This is a genomic window from Chryseobacterium sp. OV279 (genome assembly GCF_900128945.1).
GTDB lineage: Bacteria > Bacteroidota > Bacteroidia > Flavobacteriales > Weeksellaceae > Chryseobacterium.
Window position 1 is genome coordinate 33,878 of the sequence record NZ_FQUD01000001.1, and the last position, 17,287, is coordinate 51,164.

The window sequence follows — 17,287 nt, forward strand, 5'->3', positions numbered from 1 at the left end:
ATATAGCGAAATCATTCTTCCGTAAAAGATATAACAAGTAGTTTCATACTATACTAATTATTTTGTACAGAAAGACCGTTCCTAATAAGAGCGGTTTTTTGATTTAAGTTATTGATTATTAATTTTTATTTAAACTATTGAAAAGGATTTTCATATCTCGTCAAAATAACCTAATTTTGCAAAGAAAGTAAAGATGTCTATTCATAACAAAATTGTAGAGACAGCCATCACTTTCGATGACGTTCTTCTAGTCCCTTCTTATTCAGAAGTTTTACCTAACCAGGTATCCTTAAAATCAAGACTTACCGACAAAATCACGCTGAATGTTCCGATAGTTTCTGCTGCGATGGACACAGTTACTGAAGGAGATCTGGCCATTGCTCTGGCAAGAGTGGGAGGCTTAGGTTTTATTCACAAAAACATGACGATCGCTGAGCAGGCTGCACAGGTAAACCGTGTAAAGCGTTCAGAAAACGGAATGATCTCTGATCCTGTTACCCTTTCAAAAGATCATACTTTGGCTCAGGCTAAAGAAACAATGGCTAAGTATAAAATCTCAGGTCTTCCAGTAGTAGATTCAGATAATGTGCTGATCGGGATTATTACCAACAGAGATGTAAAATATCAGGAAAATCTTGATATGAAGGTAGAAGAGATCATGACCAAAGAAAATCTGATCACTTCTGATAAAAATACCAACCTTGAAAAAGCAAAAGAAATTCTTTTGAAAAGCAGAGTTGAAAAGCTTCCGATCGTAGATAAAGACAATAAACTTGTAGGATTAATTACCATCAAGGATATCGACAATCAGTTGGAATACCCGAATTCGAATAAAGATCACAAAGGTCGTCTTATCGTAGGTGCAGGTGTTGGAGTTGGAGAAGATACGATGGACAGAATTGCAGCATTGGTGAACGCCGGTGTCGATATTGTGGCTATTGATTCAGCTCACGGACATTCTAAAGGAGTTTTAGATAAAATCTCCGAAATCAGAAGAACGTACCCGGATTTAGATATCGTAGGAGGAAATATTGTAACGGCTGAAGCAGCGAAAGACCTTATTGAAGCTGGTGCCAACGTTCTTAAAGTAGGGGTGGGACCTGGTTCTATCTGTACAACAAGAGTAGTGGCAGGAGTTGGGGTTCCTCAGTTATCCGCTATTTATAATGTATACGAATACGCTGCATCTAAAAACGTAGCAGTAATTGCTGACGGAGGAATCAAACTTTCAGGAGATATCGTAAAAGCGATTGCGAGTGGAGCAGGAGCAGTAATGCTGGGTTCACTATTAGCAGGAACAGATGAGGCTCCGGGAGAAGAAATTATCTTCCAGGGAAGAAAATTCAAATCTTATCAGGGAATGGGAAGTCTTTCCGCCATGAAGAGAGGAGGAAAAGAAAGATATTTCCAGAGTGAGGCTAAAAAATTCGTTCCGGAAGGAATTGAAGGAAGAGTACCACATAAAGGGAAGTTAGAAGATGTGATCTTCCAGCTTACCGGAGGTCTAAGAGCCGGTATGGGATACTGTGGAGCTAAAGATATTGAAGCTTTACAGAAAGACACCAAAATGGTTATGATCACAGGAAGCGGATTGAAAGAATCTCACCCACATGATGTGATCATCACTCAGGAAGCTCCGAATTATTCTTTTTAGAATATATGGAAACAATATAAAAAATGCCGCACAGATCTGTGTGGCATTTTTTATTAGATGAATCAGCTGACTTTGATATACTTAAATTTCCGCTTAATCACGGCGTTTAAAAAACGTCCTTTTGATCTGGCTTCCCTGAACTTTTCAGAAATGGACAGAGGTACTTTCAGATAGTCATACACAGCACCGGACTGATAGATAATTCTCAACACTTCAGTCTCCGGGAAATAGATATAGGAGTTGACAACACTTGATGGCATAGTATGCAGGCAGCAAAAATTATTCCTCACAAAAAATAGCCTCCGGAAAACTCCAAAGGCTATATCAATAATCAATTAATGCTATAAAAACATTATATCTCTATTTCTTCACGAATTTAAATTCATGAGATTCGAAATTTTTAGTAGTAATTCTTAAAACATAAACTCCCGCGGAAAGTGAAGAAACATCAATCTTCTGATCAAATGCATCAGTTCTTACCAACCTTCCGTCTACGTTATAAATCTGGATCGTCTGTCCGTTATCAATTCCTGAGATACGGATCACATCAGATACTGGATTCGGGAAGATCTGAATCTTGGTTTTTGTCACATCCGTTGTTGCCAGTGAGGTGCTGTGTACATCGCCTGTCAGAGTAGAATTAACTCCCGTAAGATTTCCTCCGCACTGTCCGGCCGTACCGGTTGGTACTGCGTTTTCTATCCATGTTCCAAAGGTATTACTCGGAGGTCTTGGACTGGCATTGTTTCCGGTTGAATTGTAATAGATCAGCGTAGGAGTGGTAAATGTTCCATTTCCTTCATCTGCAAGGAATTCCCATCTTGTAAGAGCGTTATTCCACTTGATTTTAAACTCACACGTTCCTAGTCCGCCGCAAGGTTGTCCATCCACCGGTGTCGTGATGTAAATATTTTTGTTATTGGCATCAACTCCGGTTTTCGTGAAAATAAAATTCTGGTTGTCAAACAGATTATGACATCCATTGAAAGTGATGGTCTGTGCGGCCATCGAACTTCCAAGAACTATAGCTAATAAGTATAGAGTTTTCATAACTTATTAATTAAAAGATGGATAAACACCCTGTGTTGCAATGATACATCTCAGCGTTACATAAGGCTGTCTGTTTTCATGAGCCTGGTTGCCTCCCGTAGGATTTACCATAGTGGCCTTCATGGTGGTATTGGCAGTGGCGTCAGAATATTCTTTGTCTAAAAGCTTAGTGTCTGCAGGAAGATTTCCTGTAGGGGTATTCTGGTTTCCTTCTGCAGTTACTGCATTTATCGTATGGCTGTGAGCAGGAATTTGCTGTTGGGTCAAAGTAACACTTTCACTTCCTCCCATTTCTCCGATCAGATAGTTCTGACTAATACCAGGTCCTTGCCCCTGAGAAAGAGGTATTCTTCCTCTCATGTCCGGTAAAGCGAAATTTGTGGTTCCGTTTCCACCATAGGTAGTTCCTAACAGGGAAAAAAGAGCTGTGTTTTGTGCAATCGATAAAAGCTGTCCGTTACAGTCTGCCCATCCTACAGGTGTTCTGTTGTAAGGGACGAAAATAATTTGCCCAAGATAAGGGTCCATTTGTGCTTTTAAAGCGGACGAAAATGCGCTGCTTACAAGCAGTATGCATAATAGGATAAAGTTTTTCATGATGATTAGTTTTGTTGATGTAAAATTATAAAATATTTCCAATAAAATAATTATGAAAAGAAAAAACCTTTCAGAATTAACTGAAAGGTAAGATTATATTAATGTAAACTTATGGTATGTTAGATTTTTCCTCTATTGGCCCAGCATTTTATGATAATCGGCAATATGAAGGTAGCCTTCTTCCTTTATGCTTACATCAAGGTGATGCTTTCTGGCTGTCTCATGGATTTCCTTAGGCAGCATACTTCCTTTTTTGCTGAGCTCAATACTCATATCTTTAAGAAGATCCAAATGAAGAATAAGGTCTTCTCTTGTCTTTTTTGCCAGGTCCTGCATCAGTTTTTCTATTTTTTTATCCGTTATATTCTGCTGCATACGGTGAGGATATTCTTCAAAGCTGTACACAGCCTGAAACTCTTCGTCAAATCCATATTTTCTGATGTAATCGGAAGCAAGAATGGTTGCCTGTTCCCTGTCGTGGCTTCTTCCTATGCTTGCATTGTTTTCGCCAAATATAATTTCTTCGGCAATTCCTCCAGCAAGATAAATTTTGACTCTGTCCAGAAGACTTTCCTTGGTATCATGAATCTGGTGAGGGAAAGTAAATCCTGCGGCATAACTGCTGGCCACTTTGCTCTTCAGCTGCAATGGGGCAAAACCGGTATACAGCATATAACAGACAGCGTGTCCGCATTCGTGAACACTGATATTGGCAACGGCATCCTGCTGATTGGACTGTCGGATACTGTCGATTCTTCCGGTATAAGGGATATCGATGATACGTCCACCTACTTTTCCGGAGATCTTTTTTTCTTTGACATGATAATCAATTTCGATGCTTTTATCGTCATGAGTGATCGCTTCAAAAAGAAATTTGCTGAGGTTCGTATCCAGAATGTCCACTACGCTGCTGAATACAGGACGTACACCCTGAACAGGAAATACACCGTTTCTGTAGATCAGGTCATTGACGTTTTTAGTGATTTTTAAACTGATCCCGAACTTTGATTTTGTCTTTGTCTTAAGATTATTGATTTCCCTTTGAACCAAATGTTCAAAGTCTTCCGTCTTCAATGAAAAATAAATCAGATGAATGTTTCCGAATCTGGCTACCTGCTCAGGACGGAATTTCCTGGAAAGTGCATTTTTTATATCAACAACGGTGATTTTCTTTGTAAAGGCGTGATAGATATTGGCATCAATGTCTGCTTCGCTGGTCTCGCGGGACATCTGAAAAGCTTCATCCAGGTTTCCGCTGATGATGATCAGCATTTTGCTGTAATCTACCGGTTCATAGATCTTTTTCTCTTTCTGCTTTTTGAGGATCAGCTTGATCATATCTTCCTCCTTCATATCAATGATGCTCATGACATCATCTTCCATGCTGAGGTATTTCTTCAGTTCTTTGGCGTCCCAGAGATTCAGATATGGATTTTCATCCATTTCCGTTTCGCCGTTCTTTTTGCGTCTGTCATTTTCTTTTTTACGCAGAAGATAAGAGAATAGATAATGCTCAAGATCATCGCGTTCCTTTTTACTTAGTTTGCCATCACTCAGAAGTTCCCAGAAATCAGTGAACTTAGTTTGCGGTACCGGAGTGCCGTCAGGATCTATAGTATTAAAGCGCTGGATCTCGTCAAAGAGAACAATGCTCGGTTTTTCGTCATTGAGGCGGTTGCTCTGCAAAATATCTGAAACACTTTTGCTCCAGGTCGTTTCATCACTGTTGCTCAGTTCTATCTCTGCAAAACGGTTCTGAAATTCCAGAAACCGAACGGTCTTTCGCACCAGATCCGTCTTTCCTACGCCTGTCATTCCCCATAGATTGATCACCACAGGGCGTGTCAGGATTTCCGGCATCAGGTACCAGATCTGAATGTATTCCATTAAATCATCAATAATTTTATCAATTCCGATGAATTCTTTTTTCAGAAATGCTTTGCAGTCGTCCAGCTTCTTCTTTTTCTTCTGGATCTCTTCTTTATCAATAATCATGCGTGAAAAATACGCTATTTTTTTAAATTATCCTTAAAATCGTCAATTCTGTAATCAGTCAGGGCATTTCCCTTTTCTATTTTTTCCTTGGAGTAAAGCCTGAAATCGTTTTCCGTCTTTTCTAAAAGGTGATCATAAGGCCCTACATGTGAAATCAATTTAACCAAAACCGGAGAAATTTCAAGACAGATAAAAAGTCCCATAATAAAGGCTGCTGCCAGACCTATGATCGCAGAATTCTTCCCAAGTTCATCCAATGCCTGCAATCTCGCTGCAAAACCGTTGAATTTATCTTCAAAGGTTTCCGAAGATTTTCTTTCCGTTTCCAGATTCGTATAGACTTTGGAAATTTCTTTATCCAGATATTCCACTCTCGGGGCATTTTGTTTCTGAAAATTTTCCAGATCCAGACGGCGTTGTTCCTTCAGTTCCTGCTTACGTTTTGCATTAGGACCATAACCTTCCTTTCCACTGGTCAGGCCGGATTGTTTCCCAAGAATTTCTTTTTCAAGTTCTACCGCTGCCGAGTCATAAGCCTTCTGATACTGAATGGTTTTTTCAGCAATCTGATTTTTTTCTGTTTCAAACGGACCGCTCTGCTTTAGGATTCTACCGCTCATTTCGCCCTCAAGCTGTTTTTTGTTTCTCTGAATAATGGTATTCAGCTGTTTGTTCACCTCCTTTTCAAAAATTTTAAGTTCAAGAGGTTTGGAAATAATAATTCCCAGGAATGTAGCCAAAATCAGACGGGGAATCGCCATCAGAATCTGATTCCACCATGTTCCTGTTTTTTTGATAGAGGAAACAATATATCTGTCCAGATTAAAGATCATTAATCCCCACAGGATCCCGAATCCTATTGAAGTCCATACATTATCAAATACCGTATACATGGCATAACCTGCAGACAGGGTAGCAAATACTGCGGTGAACAATACAATCCCGCCGATTCCGGAAAATTTATTCCATTCACTGGGGGTCTTTCTTAAAATATGGATGTTTCCTCCGGAGCATACCATCAGAAACTTCTGGAACCAGTTTATTTTATGATTCGCTTGATTTATAGTTTGTTGGTTTGTTTTCATTAGTGAAAATTTATACAAATGTAATACTAAAAATCATACCAATGTAAAAGATAGTATTATGTTTTGCCAAGTAATTAAATGTTTTAATTTAATTAATTGGATATCAATTTTTTAGATTTTATTTAAAAAAAATGCATCAGATTCAATAATTCATAGTGATGGATTTATTATTTTAATAATAAATATTTATATTTGCGTCGAATTAATCAAAAAATTAGTGAAAAATGAAGAAAATAAGTATTCTTTCGGTGCTTTTGTTGTTTTTTAATGCTTTTTCTCAAAATGTTGAACATTTTTGTGGTTTTGATGAAGAAATGAGAAAAATGGACATAAGATTTCCAGAATTAAAGAAAAATAGAGAAGAAGTGGAAGCCAGATTAAGTAAAATGGACAAGCATTCTTTTCTTAACAAAGTAGGCGGAACAACTTCTTGGAATGGTCTGTATACTGGACAAACCTTTGAAATCCCAATTGTAGTACACGTTATTGAATCAAGTGCATCAGCTAATTCAAATTTGGCTTTAACAGACCAAGATGTAATCAACTGGATTGACAGAGCCAATAAAATGTATGCCACTACTTACGGAAACGGTTTTTATGCAGAAGGAGCAGGGGCAGCAGGAGGAAATGTGATTCCTTTTAAACTTGTATTAGCTAAAAGATCACCAACCTGTGCACCCACCAACGGAATTGTAAGATATAACGGAAGTAACATTCCTTTATACGACACCAGAGGCGTAAAGTCTGCAGCTTCAGGTAACGGAGCCAGCGACAGTCAGATCAAAACACTGGCGCCACACTGGCCTGAAACCTCTTATTTCAATATTTATGTAGTGATAGGATTTAACGGACAGCAGCAACAGTCCGGCGGATTAATGGGATATGCAAGATTTCCGGAATCTTATGACTATTTCTACGAAAGCTTTATGAAGGTGGCTACCCTTAAAAATCTGCACGATACTACGCTTACTCATGAACTGGGACATGCTTTCGGATTGTATCATACGTTCCAGGGGGTTGATTATACGGTTCAAAACGCATGCCCTGCCAACAATAACTGTGCAACGGACGGGGACAGAGTTTGTGATACGTCACCTTCAAGAAGTATGTACGGTGTAGCCGTTCCGAATAACACCACTATAGATCCGTGTACCAATCAAAATCATGACGGAACGCAGTATAATGTAATGAATTACACCAACTCTAACCGTAAATTTACGGAAGGGCAGAGAGACAGAGCGATCATGCTGATGATGGAATACAGAAAAAACCTGATCACTTCAACAGCAGGGCAGGATCCGGCAGCGGTTATCCCATCTCCTGTAGCAGTCGTGGCAGCACAGTGTAATCCTTCAGGAATTGTAAATCCTGCGAATAATAACTTCGGAATCGGGGCTTCAAGAGTACAGTTCGGAACGATAAGCAGTACAACAAATGGATATGATTCTGACGAGCCTGCTCCGAAGTATTATGAAGATTATTCTGCGGCAACCTGTATCAGACCAGCTTATTATACAGATATTCCTTCCAACGCAAGTACGGAACTGAAAGTGACTTATGATAATGGCTTTAGTCAGGCAGATAAGTTTAAAACTAAAGTGTGGATTGATTATAACAACAACGGAGTATTTGAAGAATCTGAGATAGTAGCCAATGATTTGTCTGCTTCTATGGCTTCGGGAGCAAGAAAAGTTGTTACCGTAAACGTTACGCCTCCTGCTACAGCTTTAACGAATACTTATTTAAGAATGAGAGTTTCTGTAGACGCGGCTACCTTTAATGGAGCTGTACTTGCTGATGGCACTTCATGTTCACAGGTTCAGTATGGGCAGGTAGAAGATTATGCAGTAAGAATAACCGGAGTTTTAGGAACTTCTGATGTGAAAAGCAATGCGGCAGAAGCAAAAATTGTTTATCTGAAATCTGAAAATAAACTGAAACTCTCGGGTAATGGAATTTTTGGAGATTATCAGATCTATGACCTAAGCGGTAAGCTTATCCAAAAAGGAAATACAAAGACCAACGAGATCCAGATCGAAAGAGCACTTCCAAAAGGAGCATTTATTATCAATTACTCCGATAAGAACAAAAACGGATCGAAGAAGTTTTTAAACAATTAATTCTGAATTATTCAAATACTAAAGCCCCTTAATTGGGGCTTTTTTTATATCATTATTTCAACCTGTCCGGATTTTGTTTAAGGAAGCTTTCCCACCCGCTGAATGATTTGGTGTCCGCTATCGTCCCGGAATTGAAATGATGGCACACGGCAACCGCAAGACCATCCGAGGCATCCAGATATTTGGTAGGAAACTCTTTTAGATTTAAAAGATTCTGAAGCATTCCCGCTACCTGTTCCTTGCTGGCGTTTCCGTTTCCGGTGATGGCCATTTTAATTTTTTTCGGAGAGTATTCCGTGATGGGAATATTTCTGTGAAGACTGGCTGCCATGGCAACTCCCTGAGCACGGCCCAGTTTAAGCATACTTTGCACATTTTTTCCAAAAAACGGAGCTTCCAGAGCTACTTCATCTGGATGATATTCATCAATCAGAGCTAATGTTTTGTCGAAAATATACTTCAGCTTCGTTTCGTGATTCGGATATTTTTTCAGGATTAATTCGTGAATAGAAACCATCTCCATTTTGCCTTTTTTTACGGAAATAATACCGAAACCCATAATGGCCGTTCCGGGATCAATGCCTAAAATTATCTTCTCTGAAATCATGGGTCAAAGATAGGATATTCTAAACTTTTTTATCAGAGAAAAAGAGGATTTAAAATAACGGGTGTTTGGGTAGATAAAATTAACCTGTGTTCTGGACAAGACATTTATTTTTAGATTTCAGATATTAGATATGGCACTGAATATTTGGGACTTTTTTCCAGGATTTTTAGCTGCTATTATGTTTCGGGATGCGGGTTTCATCGTTCAAACCTGAAACGGCCTTTACGTGCATAGACTAGATCAATTTCAAAATCTGTTGAGAGGTAACAAGATTTTTTTGACGCAAAGAAATTGATTATTGTATTCATAAAGGGGAGCAAAGGAGGAATCAATTTCATTGATTCTATGAAGCGGTTGTTATATGCAGATCGCTTCATCAGTGACGCAGTCACAGTCTTTGGCTTCCTCAAAACTAAAGGCTAACAAGATAAAGCTTTGCGTCAAAAAAAGCTTCCCAATGCTGTGGGCTGATGATTACTGCTTTGAACCACGAAACCCATAGTACCAAACGTACTAGCTGCTAAGATTCCCAAAAAAAGTCTCACATCTCCAATTTTATATCTGAAATCTGATGTCTGAAATCTGATATCTGAAAAAATCTTAACTCCAACTTTCATTAGTTTAAAATATAAATCTCTGCTCTAATTTTAAATAAAAAATATTCAATGTATCGGGAAATATGTATAACTTTAAAATAAAATGTGCCATGAAAAATTTACTTAATTTATTTATTGTTCCCGTGCTTCTGTTATTCAGTTTTCAGAAAAACAGTGCGTTAGGTTATTTTGGGACTAAAACATCCGGTGCTGAGATCCGGAAAGAAGGTAAGATTGTTTATCTGTTTTTCAGGACGGATAAAGAAGCTTCCGGGAAAGAAAGAATTATCCTTCAGGAAAAGAAAGTGGCTGAAGGAATGCTGAAATTTACCCCTTCTTTTGACAGGAGTGAAGTGGAAGCCGGAGATTTTATTGTGATTCTGTCTGATGCAGGTGGAAAGGAAATTATGAAACAGCTGGTGAAAAATCCACTGCATCCTGAAATGGAAGTTTATGAAAAAGAAGGCGTCAGCAGAAAGAAAATTCCTCTTGACAATGCTGAATTCAGTGTAAGGTATTCCTATTCTGAACAGATTCAAACCGTAAGAATCGAAAAAGTGACCGAATCCGAAAATCAGCTTTTATTCACCCAAAAACTATAGCCATGAGAAAAATTTTATTATCCCTTTTCGTTGGCAGCTGCTGTGCTGCACAAACCTTTCAGACCGTTCCCCTTCTTCAGAACGGAACGAATGATAAACGGATTATTATTGCGGTATTGGGTGACGGTTTTACCACGGCCCAGCAGAATTCCTTTGTCTCATCAGCGCAGGCTACCGTCAATTATCTTTTTACAAAAAGCCCTTACACAGAATATAAAAACTATTTTAACGCCTATGCAGTAAAGGTCGTTTCTACCGCTTCAGGTGTAAAACATCCTGGAACAGCGACTGATGTCACTGAGCCTGTCATTCCGGTGTCCAATCCTAATAATTATCTTGGTTCTTCTTTTGATTTCGGGGTTCACCGATGTATTTACAGCAATACGACAAATAAAGTAGGCCAGGTTCTGGCTGCCAATGTTCCGGATTACGATATTACTTATGTGTTGGGTAATTCTACAGAGTACGGAGGATGTGGCGGTTCGTATGCATTCGCGTCTCTCAACGGATCTTCCAATGAAATTGTTGTTCATGAATTAGGACATTCATTTGGAAAACTGGCCGATGAATATTGGTTTTCCGGCTCCGGAGAGTCTCCCAACAAAACCCAGACCTCCAATCCTGCCACCGTAAAATGGAAAAACTGGGTAGGACTGAACGGAGTAGGAGTATATTCGTATTCAGAAAGTCCTTCATGGTACCGTCCGCACCAAAGTTGTGAGATGAGGTACCTTAATCAGCAGTTTTGCTCAGTATGTAAAGAAGCTATTATTGAAAAAATTCACTCATTGGTATCTCCGGTAGATTCTTATACACCTGCGAATACGTCAACGGTGAACGCCAACTCCAATGTAACCTTTACCGTGAATGAAATTCTTCCGATTCCTAATACACTGGTTAATTCCTGGAAGCTGAACGGAGCACTACTCGCATCAACATCCAATTCACTCACCGTTTCTCCATCCCAGTTGAATGTAGGAAATAATACCCTGATTTTTTCGGTGAATGATAACAATCCATTGCTTAAGGTGAATAACCACAGTACCCTTCATTTTACCAATGTCACGTGGACGCTGAATAAATCTGCTGCCAAAAAAATGACAGAAGTGAAAGCCGAAGAAAGAAGATACAGCATATATCCCAATCCTTCAGATGGTGAATTTTTTATCAAAGGAAAACAGGAATTCGCGGGAAATACCAGACTCGAGCTGTATGATACATCAGGAAAGCTGATTCGTATAAAATCAGATCTAAAAGACCGTTCAACATTGTTGGTTGATATTAAAAATCTTCCTGCCGGAACATATCTTGTAAATGCTTATGAAAATGAAGGAATGATTATTTCGCAGAAAATTGTGAAAGAGTAGAAGAGGAAGGAAAGGTTAGAAGATGGAAGAGGGGAGATGGAAGTTACTGTTAGACCTTTAATTTCTTGCAGCCATCAAATTAATCTTCGACACTCAAGCTTCCTTATTCAATAAATGCCGGTTGTAAAAGCCGGCATTTATTGTTGAATATTGACTCCTGTGAGTTTCTTTTCTGCGATGGGAACCCAATTCTGATCATGACGGAGAAGTAGTATTTTATCAACGATGAATTTAGTTTTGTATTCTTTTTCTTTGTAAACTTCCCATGCTTTCAGGTAGTTGTCATAGCTGAGGTCTCTATAGCCAACGGTCATATGAGAATGGAAAGAATATTTGATAAAATTGAAATGCTGTTTTACATTTTGATGAAGGATGTTTAAATTGTCATTCGGTTCAGGCTGTACAAAGAGGACAGGACTTTTTGGATTTGGAAAACTTCCAAAACCGTTTAGTTTTATTTCAAAGGGAGGCAGATCGGTGTTTATCTTTTGAAAAGCTATATGAATATCACTTTCCAGCTCCAACTCTCTGGAGAAGGGCGGAAATAGAGTGATGTGAGCATCATTTTTTAATGCTTTTGAATTGTCATAGTTCAAAACGAGATCTTCTTTAAAAATCTTCACCTCGTCAATAACTTCCTGTGGAGGATAGATCGCGATGAAATACATTTTTTTCATACAGCAAATTAAGGTTTTTTGAGAAAAATTTTATACATAAGAAAATTATGCATAGATTTGAAAGGTATAAAAAAAGATCAGTTGAAAAAAAACAGTCTTTATAAAGGAACACTCCAGAACATTATTTTGAAGCTACTTTCAAAAGAGGTGAAAATGTATGGATATCAGATCACGCAACGGGCAAAAGAACTTACGGAAGGCGAGCTTGAAATGACCGAAGGTGCGCTGTATCCTTTGCTGCACAAACTCGAAAATGATGGGATGATCACTTCAGAAATTCAGAAAATCAACGGCAGAGACCGGAAATATTATCTTTTGACCGAAAAAGGAAAAAAACATCAGGCTGTTCAGGAGAATGAAATGAAAAGTTATTTGTTAAACCTAAATACCATTTTTAACATATGATGACCGAGGTACAGGAAAATGAGGTGACGGACTATCTTATCTTTCAAAGGCTTCCACTGGATATTTTGTTGGAAGTAAAAGACCATATGATTTCGCAGATTTCAGATATCCAGCGTAAAGACCATTTAAATTTTGATGAAGCTTTCTTAAAGACCAAAAGATTGTGGGAAAATGAGTTTAAAATGACGAGTTATTCTATTTTTTACTCAGAGCTGATTCCTGTGATTGTCAAGAAAATTATTAAAGGAAACAATAATAAAATTCTTAAAAAGTCATTGTTATTAGCCTTAATTTCTTTTGTCATTAACCTTTTGCTGATTTACAGTTCCACCAGCAAGGAACAATATGCTCTGTTCTTTAGGATACAGAATTCTCTGTTTTTTCTGGCTCCGGTTTTAGTCTGGGCATTCCACTACAAAATCCGAAAATTTATAAGAACAGATTTCAAGTATAAAGGGAAACTGTTTTATACCATGTATCAGCAAAATATGGGTTTACTGGTGATATGCCTGATGTCGATTGCGCAGGTCATTACCAAAGACGGAAACTCAATCTACCAGTTTTTTAAAACCCAGAATCATGATGAATTGATCAGCGTTGTGATTTCTCTCGCCTTTATTTTTACACTGCAGACATTTATGATTTTTGGACTATTCAATTTCTTTGAACATAAAAAGTCTCTTAAAAAACTTCAGAATTTTCTACAGACTGCAGCGTGATAGACTGAAGAATCAACTGAAAAATACCATTTAACATTTATTAAACATGATAAATACGGCACAGGAAATCGAGATCATACAGTATCTTATTTCAAAAAAACTGAATCAGAAACTATTGTTGGAAATCAAAGATCATTTTATACTTCAGATATCCAACCTGATGGAGGAACAGAATGAAGGTTTTCAGGAAGCTTTTCTCCAGACCAAAATGAACTGGAAAAACGAACTTGAAATGGTAAAAGCTGATTTTTTATCGGCAAGAAAAATTACCAGAATTGAGAAAGATATTCTTCAGACCCGTTTCAAAAAAATGAGTGTTTATGCACTGGCTTTTTCACTGATTTTTTCAGGCTTGTTCTATCTAAAACCCGATTTGTATAATGATGGACAAATCCTGTTTTTATTGACCATATTAGGTTTTTCGGTGTATAATTTCATGCGGAAAACGATGAATCTCAACGGCTATTTTCAGATGAGCTTTCATCCTCTTCTTTTGAAAAACTTTTTTGCAGGAGCGGCATTGATTGCAATTTCATGTTTCTTTTTTAAAGATGTTCATACGGCTCTTTCTGTGATGATTAAACCTTTCTTTCTTTTTGCTGCAGCTATTCAGACCCAGCTTTTATACTGGAATGCAAAGAAAATTAATGTTTTGATTTAAGCTGTAAAAGCGTATTCTCCAGGTTATCCGTCATTTTTTTAACTTCAACATGAGGCCTGAAAGTAGAACTTTTGCCCTTTTCTTCATCCGCAATATTTGATAAAATCAGGACGGAGGTTTTGGTTTGCGGATAATAAATGTTCAGGGAAGGGGAGCCTTTTACATAACCGCTGTGAAAATAACTTTCCGGCTTGCCAATATTCATCATGATCCCGTATCCATAACCCATTTTCCCAAGAATTGCATGGTGTCTTTCAGCGCTTTTAGATGTGAACTGTTTTAAAGTTTCCGGTTTAAGAATTTTTCCACCATACAGAGCATTATTCCATGAGTGAAGATCATCTATGGTAGAAAGAATACCGCCTGCAGGAGTGCCAATGTCTTTACTTCCAAGTCGCTTGGGCATATTGGGAACTTCCTGAGCATTTTTTTCATTACGCAGATAAGCACTGGCAAAGTTATTTCCTTCAAAAGTATTTCCGGTAGAAGAATTTTTCATTCCTGCTTTTATGAACAGTTCCTTTGCATTTTCATCATAAGATTTTCCGGAAACGGTTTCTACAATTTTACCCAAAGCATTAAAACCGTCATTAGAATAAAAGAAATCCGAACCGCTTTTAAACATCAGTTTTCCTCCGAAAGTATTAAGCCCTGAGGTATGATTCAAAAGCTGATGAATGGTGATGTTTTCATACTCTTTAGCCTGAAATTCCTTTAGATATTTGGATGCCTTATCGGTAAGATTCAGTTTTCCCTGTTCCATCTGAAGAAGAACCATAGCTGCAGTGAACTGCTTGCTTACAGAGCCAATGGCAAAAACAGTACTGCTGTCGATCTTTGTTTTCGTTTTAAAATTTGAATAACCGTTTTCCTTCCGGTACAGTTGCAGTGAGTCCTTGAAGACAGCAATACTTCCGTTGAAATTATATTTTTTAAAGACAGAATCAATCTGCTGCTCCAAAAGGGTTTTCTGGAAAGCCGTTACCGTAGAATCAATGATGGCATTTTTGTCAACCGGTTTTATTTTGGGAATTTCGGTTGTACATGAACATAAAAAGTAGAAAAGGAACAGGAATGTAATTTTTTTGATCACAGGTGTGTTTTTAGGATTAAAATTGAACTTATTGATCGTAAGAATAATACCTATTTAAAGGTAAGAAATTTCTTAGAAGTCTCAAAGAGATGCAAAATTTATGCTAAAACAAGGGATTGTGTTTATAAGTATTTTTATTTTTGAATAGATGATCAACGACTATCGTGAAAAAGTATTTGTCTGAACGAGTTATGAGTTTTAACGCAAAGTTATATACTAATTTAACCATGTCAAGGTTCAAAACCTTGACATGGTTAACAGGACTACCATTATCCCGAGTTCAGGTTAAATACGGTAGCAGCATTTATTTCAGGATCAGATCACAAAACCAGAAAACATAGGCTTCGTCCTGGTCATCAGGGTTAGCTTTCGGTTTTGGATACGTTTTCTTGACCGTTTCACCAATTTCAAACTGAACAGGTTCTCTGAAGATAGGCCCATCAAAAGTAAATGTATGGAATTCTCCGTTTTCTCCACAGGGATCCACGTTTTTTGGAAGGTCACGGATAAAGTCCCGGTCAATGATTCTCCCTGCGAAACTTTTATCAAGATAGGTTTCATTCACGCAGGTGACGATGGTTTTAAAACCAAGATCCAGAAACTCGTGGATAAGATCTGTCGTGTTCTGTTTCCAAAGCGGAAAAACACCTTCCATACCTATTGATTTCAACTGGTCCTCACGGTATTTCCGGAGGTCTTCCAGAAAAATATCTCCAAAAACAGACTGCGTGATTCCCATCGCCTGAATTTCAGACATTGTCTTGTTCATGAGTTCCCGGTATTCTTCCATAGACGGTTCTTTAGGAAGTTCCATTTTAATCAATGGCAATCCCAGACTTTCAGCCTGCTTTTCCAATAGAGAAATATGAACACCGTGCATGGAAATTCGCTGAAATTCTTTGTTAATGCTGGTTAATAGGGTAATGACTTCAGAACGGTTTTCCTGCAGGGTTTTATAAAGGGCAAGCGCAGAATCTTTTCCGCTGCTCCAGTTGAATACGGCTTTGGGTTTCATATCGCAAACATAGTAAATATTGAAGATAAAAACCTTTTGGAAATGATCAATGCGATTACAGCTTTGTTATCTGATTCCTGCTCCAGATCTTAATTTTTTCTGCGGTATGATAAGACTATTCCCTACTGAAAATTGTAATCTTTTCCAAGAAGTTCTTCGGCATAGGTTTCCGGTAGAAAATAAGATTCTATATCGGAACCGTTTTTATTTTTATCATAATCCTCATAAGAAATTTCTTCACCATCTAAGAAGTACAGTGTATTTTTATTATCAGGGTTAAAGTTGATCTCTTGGGCTTTGTCAATATTTAAGTTTAACGGACTGCCTTCTTTTGAACGTCTGCTGTTGGCGGATAAAAACAGCTTGTTTTTATTGGATTCATTTTCGAAAACATAGATGTTTTTGAAGCTGATGTCTTCTTCAGAAATACCGATTTCCCCGGAAAAAAAAGAATAGGTAGAGTATTTTTTGGAAAGGGTAAGAATGCTTGTTTTATTGTATTGCTGTACTGTTTCTTTATTTCCTGAAATGTTAAATTTCAATGTTTTTGTTTTAGATCTGTAAAACTCTCTGTCTTTATCCGGTGCGTCCTGTGTATCAGATGATGGGGCATAAAGAATCATGCCGATTTCCAGGGTTCTAAGCGTGTCTGCTTTTTTGGATTGGGCATTCAGGGCGGAGGTGAACATGGCGGCAATAAATATTCCGCTGGCAATTTTACGAAACGGAAGTTGGAAAAGGTTGTGATTTATTTTTGTTGTTTGTTCTTCTTCAGTATATAATCTGCTCTTCTGTATTTTTCCGCATACCGATGGATTTACATTCAGTAATGCCTGAATTTCCGCATCAGTTTTACCGGTAAGATCATATACTTTTTTCGAGCACAGGTCACAAAATTTTCCTTCTGCAGCCTGTTGCATTTTGTCCCAGTTTTCACTGCACGGACTTGAAATTTGAAATTCCTTTTTCATCATGGTCAAACTTTAGATTAAAAATACAAAAAAACCTCAAAGAAAATTCTCTGAGGTTTAATTTATATAAGTC

Annotated in this window: 17 protein-coding genes; 7 read left to right on the plus strand and 10 right to left on the minus strand. The window is 37.9% G+C overall.

Annotation, left to right across the window (positions count from 1 at the left end; all coding sequences use genetic code 11):
• Positions 1-193: 193 nt before the first annotated feature.
• The gene (gene guaB / locus BUA72_RS00135; protein WP_072921204.1) at positions 194-1,654 is read left to right on the plus strand and encodes an IMP dehydrogenase; all 1,461 of its coding nucleotides are present in this window, start codon (positions 194-196) and stop codon (positions 1,652-1,654) included.
• Between the two features lie 62 nt (positions 1,655-1,716).
• Here guaB and BUA72_RS00140 read toward each other — a convergent pair whose 3' ends face one another.
• From BUA72_RS00140 to BUA72_RS00160, 5 genes are all read right to left on the minus strand, one after another.
• On the minus strand, positions 1,717-1,914 hold the full coding sequence (locus BUA72_RS00140; protein ID WP_047453069.1) for a KTSC domain-containing protein: 198 nt from the start codon (positions 1,912-1,914) through the stop codon (positions 1,717-1,719).
• A 100-nt stretch (positions 1,915-2,014) separates the two neighbouring features.
• Complete coding sequence (locus tag BUA72_RS00145) at positions 2,015-2,704, minus strand: T9SS type A sorting domain-containing protein (protein WP_047453066.1); 690 nt, start codon at positions 2,702-2,704, stop codon at positions 2,015-2,017.
• Between the two features lie 6 nt (positions 2,705-2,710).
• Positions 2,711-3,301 (minus strand): phage tail protein, encoded by a 591-nt coding sequence (locus BUA72_RS00150; RefSeq protein WP_081987449.1) that lies wholly within the window; start codon positions 3,299-3,301, stop codon positions 2,711-2,713.
• Positions 3,302-3,433: 132 nt separating this feature from the next.
• A complete protein-coding gene (locus tag BUA72_RS00155; RefSeq protein ID WP_072921206.1) occupies positions 3,434-5,296 on the minus strand; it encodes an AAA family ATPase in 1,863 nt (620 codons plus the stop codon).
• A gap of 14 nt (positions 5,297-5,310) precedes the next feature.
• The gene (locus BUA72_RS00160; RefSeq protein WP_072921208.1) at positions 5,311-6,381 is read right to left on the minus strand and encodes a DUF4407 domain-containing protein; all 1,071 of its coding nucleotides are present in this window, start codon (positions 6,379-6,381) and stop codon (positions 5,311-5,313) included.
• A gap of 224 nt (positions 6,382-6,605) precedes the next feature.
• Here BUA72_RS00160 and BUA72_RS00165 point away from each other — a divergent pair, with 224 nt between their 5' ends.
• The gene (locus BUA72_RS00165) at positions 6,606-8,501 is read left to right on the plus strand and encodes a zinc-dependent metalloprotease (protein ID WP_072921210.1); all 1,896 of its coding nucleotides are present in this window, start codon (positions 6,606-6,608) and stop codon (positions 8,499-8,501) included.
• 52 nt (positions 8,502-8,553) lie between these two features.
• Here the strand turns inward: BUA72_RS00165 and ruvC are convergent, their stop codons facing one another.
• Positions 8,554-9,108: a crossover junction endodeoxyribonuclease RuvC gene (gene ruvC, locus BUA72_RS00170; RefSeq protein ID WP_047453055.1), complete on the minus strand. Its 555-nt coding sequence runs from the start codon at positions 9,106-9,108 to the stop codon at positions 8,554-8,556.
• A 706-nt stretch (positions 9,109-9,814) separates the two neighbouring features.
• On the opposite strand from ruvC, the gene BUA72_RS00175 reads away from it, so the two are divergent.
• Positions 9,815-10,306 (plus strand): hypothetical protein, encoded by a 492-nt coding sequence (locus BUA72_RS00175; RefSeq protein ID WP_139259455.1) that lies wholly within the window; start codon positions 9,815-9,817, stop codon positions 10,304-10,306.
• Positions 10,307-10,308: 2 nt separating this feature from the next.
• Entirely contained in the window at positions 10,309-11,673 is a 1,365-nt protein-coding gene (locus BUA72_RS00180) for a T9SS type A sorting domain-containing protein (protein ID WP_072921213.1), read from the plus strand.
• Between the two features lie 137 nt (positions 11,674-11,810).
• Here the strand turns inward: BUA72_RS00180 and BUA72_RS00185 are convergent, their stop codons facing one another.
• Positions 11,811-12,350, minus strand: a complete 540-nt coding sequence (locus BUA72_RS00185) for a 2'-5' RNA ligase family protein (protein WP_072921215.1) — start codon at positions 12,348-12,350, stop codon at positions 11,811-11,813.
• Between the two features lie 81 nt (positions 12,351-12,431).
• Here BUA72_RS00185 and BUA72_RS00190 point away from each other — a divergent pair, with 81 nt between their 5' ends.
• From BUA72_RS00190 to BUA72_RS00200, 3 genes are read left to right on the plus strand one after another with little or no spacing between them, the layout of a single operon-like run.
• Positions 12,432-12,755 (plus strand): PadR family transcriptional regulator, encoded by a 324-nt coding sequence (locus BUA72_RS00190; RefSeq protein WP_034746505.1) that lies wholly within the window; start codon positions 12,432-12,434, stop codon positions 12,753-12,755.
• Complete coding sequence (locus BUA72_RS00195; protein ID WP_139259457.1) at positions 12,752-13,474, plus strand: hypothetical protein; 723 nt, start codon at positions 12,752-12,754, stop codon at positions 13,472-13,474. Before BUA72_RS00190 ends, BUA72_RS00195 begins: the two co-directional genes overlap by 4 nt.
• Positions 13,475-13,520: 46 nt before the next feature.
• Positions 13,521-14,135, plus strand: coding sequence for a hypothetical protein (locus tag BUA72_RS00200; protein WP_072921219.1), 615 nt, complete (start codon positions 13,521-13,523; stop codon positions 14,133-14,135).
• Here the strand turns inward: BUA72_RS00200 and BUA72_RS00205 are convergent.
• The 3 genes from BUA72_RS00205 to BUA72_RS00215 form a co-directional block, all read right to left on the minus strand.
• Positions 14,119-15,228, minus strand: a complete 1,110-nt coding sequence (locus BUA72_RS00205; protein WP_072921220.1) for a serine hydrolase domain-containing protein — start codon at positions 15,226-15,228, stop codon at positions 14,119-14,121. The genes BUA72_RS00200 and BUA72_RS00205 overlap by 17 nt on opposite strands.
• A 304-nt stretch (positions 15,229-15,532) precedes the next feature.
• Positions 15,533-16,243, minus strand: a complete 711-nt coding sequence (locus tag BUA72_RS00210; protein WP_072921223.1) for a Dph6-related ATP pyrophosphatase — start codon at positions 16,241-16,243, stop codon at positions 15,533-15,535.
• Between the two features lie 122 nt (positions 16,244-16,365).
• The gene (locus BUA72_RS00215) at positions 16,366-17,217 is read right to left on the minus strand and encodes a hypothetical protein (RefSeq protein ID WP_072921225.1); all 852 of its coding nucleotides are present in this window, start codon (positions 17,215-17,217) and stop codon (positions 16,366-16,368) included.
• Positions 17,218-17,287 lie beyond the last annotated feature (70 nt).

What these genes read in the sequence shown, in the direction of transcription:
- guaB (WP_072921204.1), top strand. Translation starts at nt 194, where the DNA reads ATGTCTATTCATAACAAAATTGTAGAGACAGCCATCACTTTCGATGAC.
- BUA72_RS00140 (WP_047453069.1), bottom strand. Translation starts at nt 1,914, where the DNA reads ATGCCATCAAGTGTTGTCAACTCCTATATCTATTTCCCGGAGACTGAA.
- BUA72_RS00145 (WP_047453066.1), bottom strand. Translation starts at nt 2,704, where the DNA reads ATGAAAACTCTATACTTATTAGCTATAGTTCTTGGAAGTTCGATGGCC.
- BUA72_RS00150 (WP_081987449.1), bottom strand. Translation starts at nt 3,301, where the DNA reads ATGAAAAACTTTATCCTATTATGCATACTGCTTGTAAGCAGCGCATTT.
- BUA72_RS00155 (WP_072921206.1), bottom strand. Translation starts at nt 5,296, where the DNA reads ATGATTATTGATAAAGAAGAGATCCAGAAGAAAAAGAAGAAGCTGGAC.
- BUA72_RS00160 (WP_072921208.1), bottom strand. Translation starts at nt 6,381, where the DNA reads ATGAAAACAAACCAACAAACTATAAATCAAGCGAATCATAAAATAAAC.
- BUA72_RS00165 (WP_072921210.1), top strand. Translation starts at nt 6,606, where the DNA reads ATGAAGAAAATAAGTATTCTTTCGGTGCTTTTGTTGTTTTTTAATGCT.
- ruvC (WP_047453055.1), bottom strand. Translation starts at nt 9,108, where the DNA reads ATGATTTCAGAGAAGATAATTTTAGGCATTGATCCCGGAACGGCCATT.
- BUA72_RS00175 (WP_139259455.1), top strand. Translation starts at nt 9,815, where the DNA reads ATGAAAAATTTACTTAATTTATTTATTGTTCCCGTGCTTCTGTTATTC.
- BUA72_RS00180 (WP_072921213.1), top strand. Translation starts at nt 10,309, where the DNA reads ATGAGAAAAATTTTATTATCCCTTTTCGTTGGCAGCTGCTGTGCTGCA.
- BUA72_RS00185 (WP_072921215.1), bottom strand. Translation starts at nt 12,350, where the DNA reads ATGAAAAAAATGTATTTCATCGCGATCTATCCTCCACAGGAAGTTATT.
- BUA72_RS00195 (WP_139259457.1), top strand. Translation starts at nt 12,752, where the DNA reads ATGATGACCGAGGTACAGGAAAATGAGGTGACGGACTATCTTATCTTT.
- BUA72_RS00200 (WP_072921219.1), top strand. Translation starts at nt 13,521, where the DNA reads ATGATAAATACGGCACAGGAAATCGAGATCATACAGTATCTTATTTCA.
- BUA72_RS00210 (WP_072921223.1), bottom strand. Translation starts at nt 16,243, where the DNA reads ATGAAACCCAAAGCCGTATTCAACTGGAGCAGCGGAAAAGATTCTGCG.
- BUA72_RS00215 (WP_072921225.1), bottom strand. Translation starts at nt 17,217, where the DNA reads ATGATGAAAAAGGAATTTCAAATTTCAAGTCCGTGCAGTGAAAACTGG.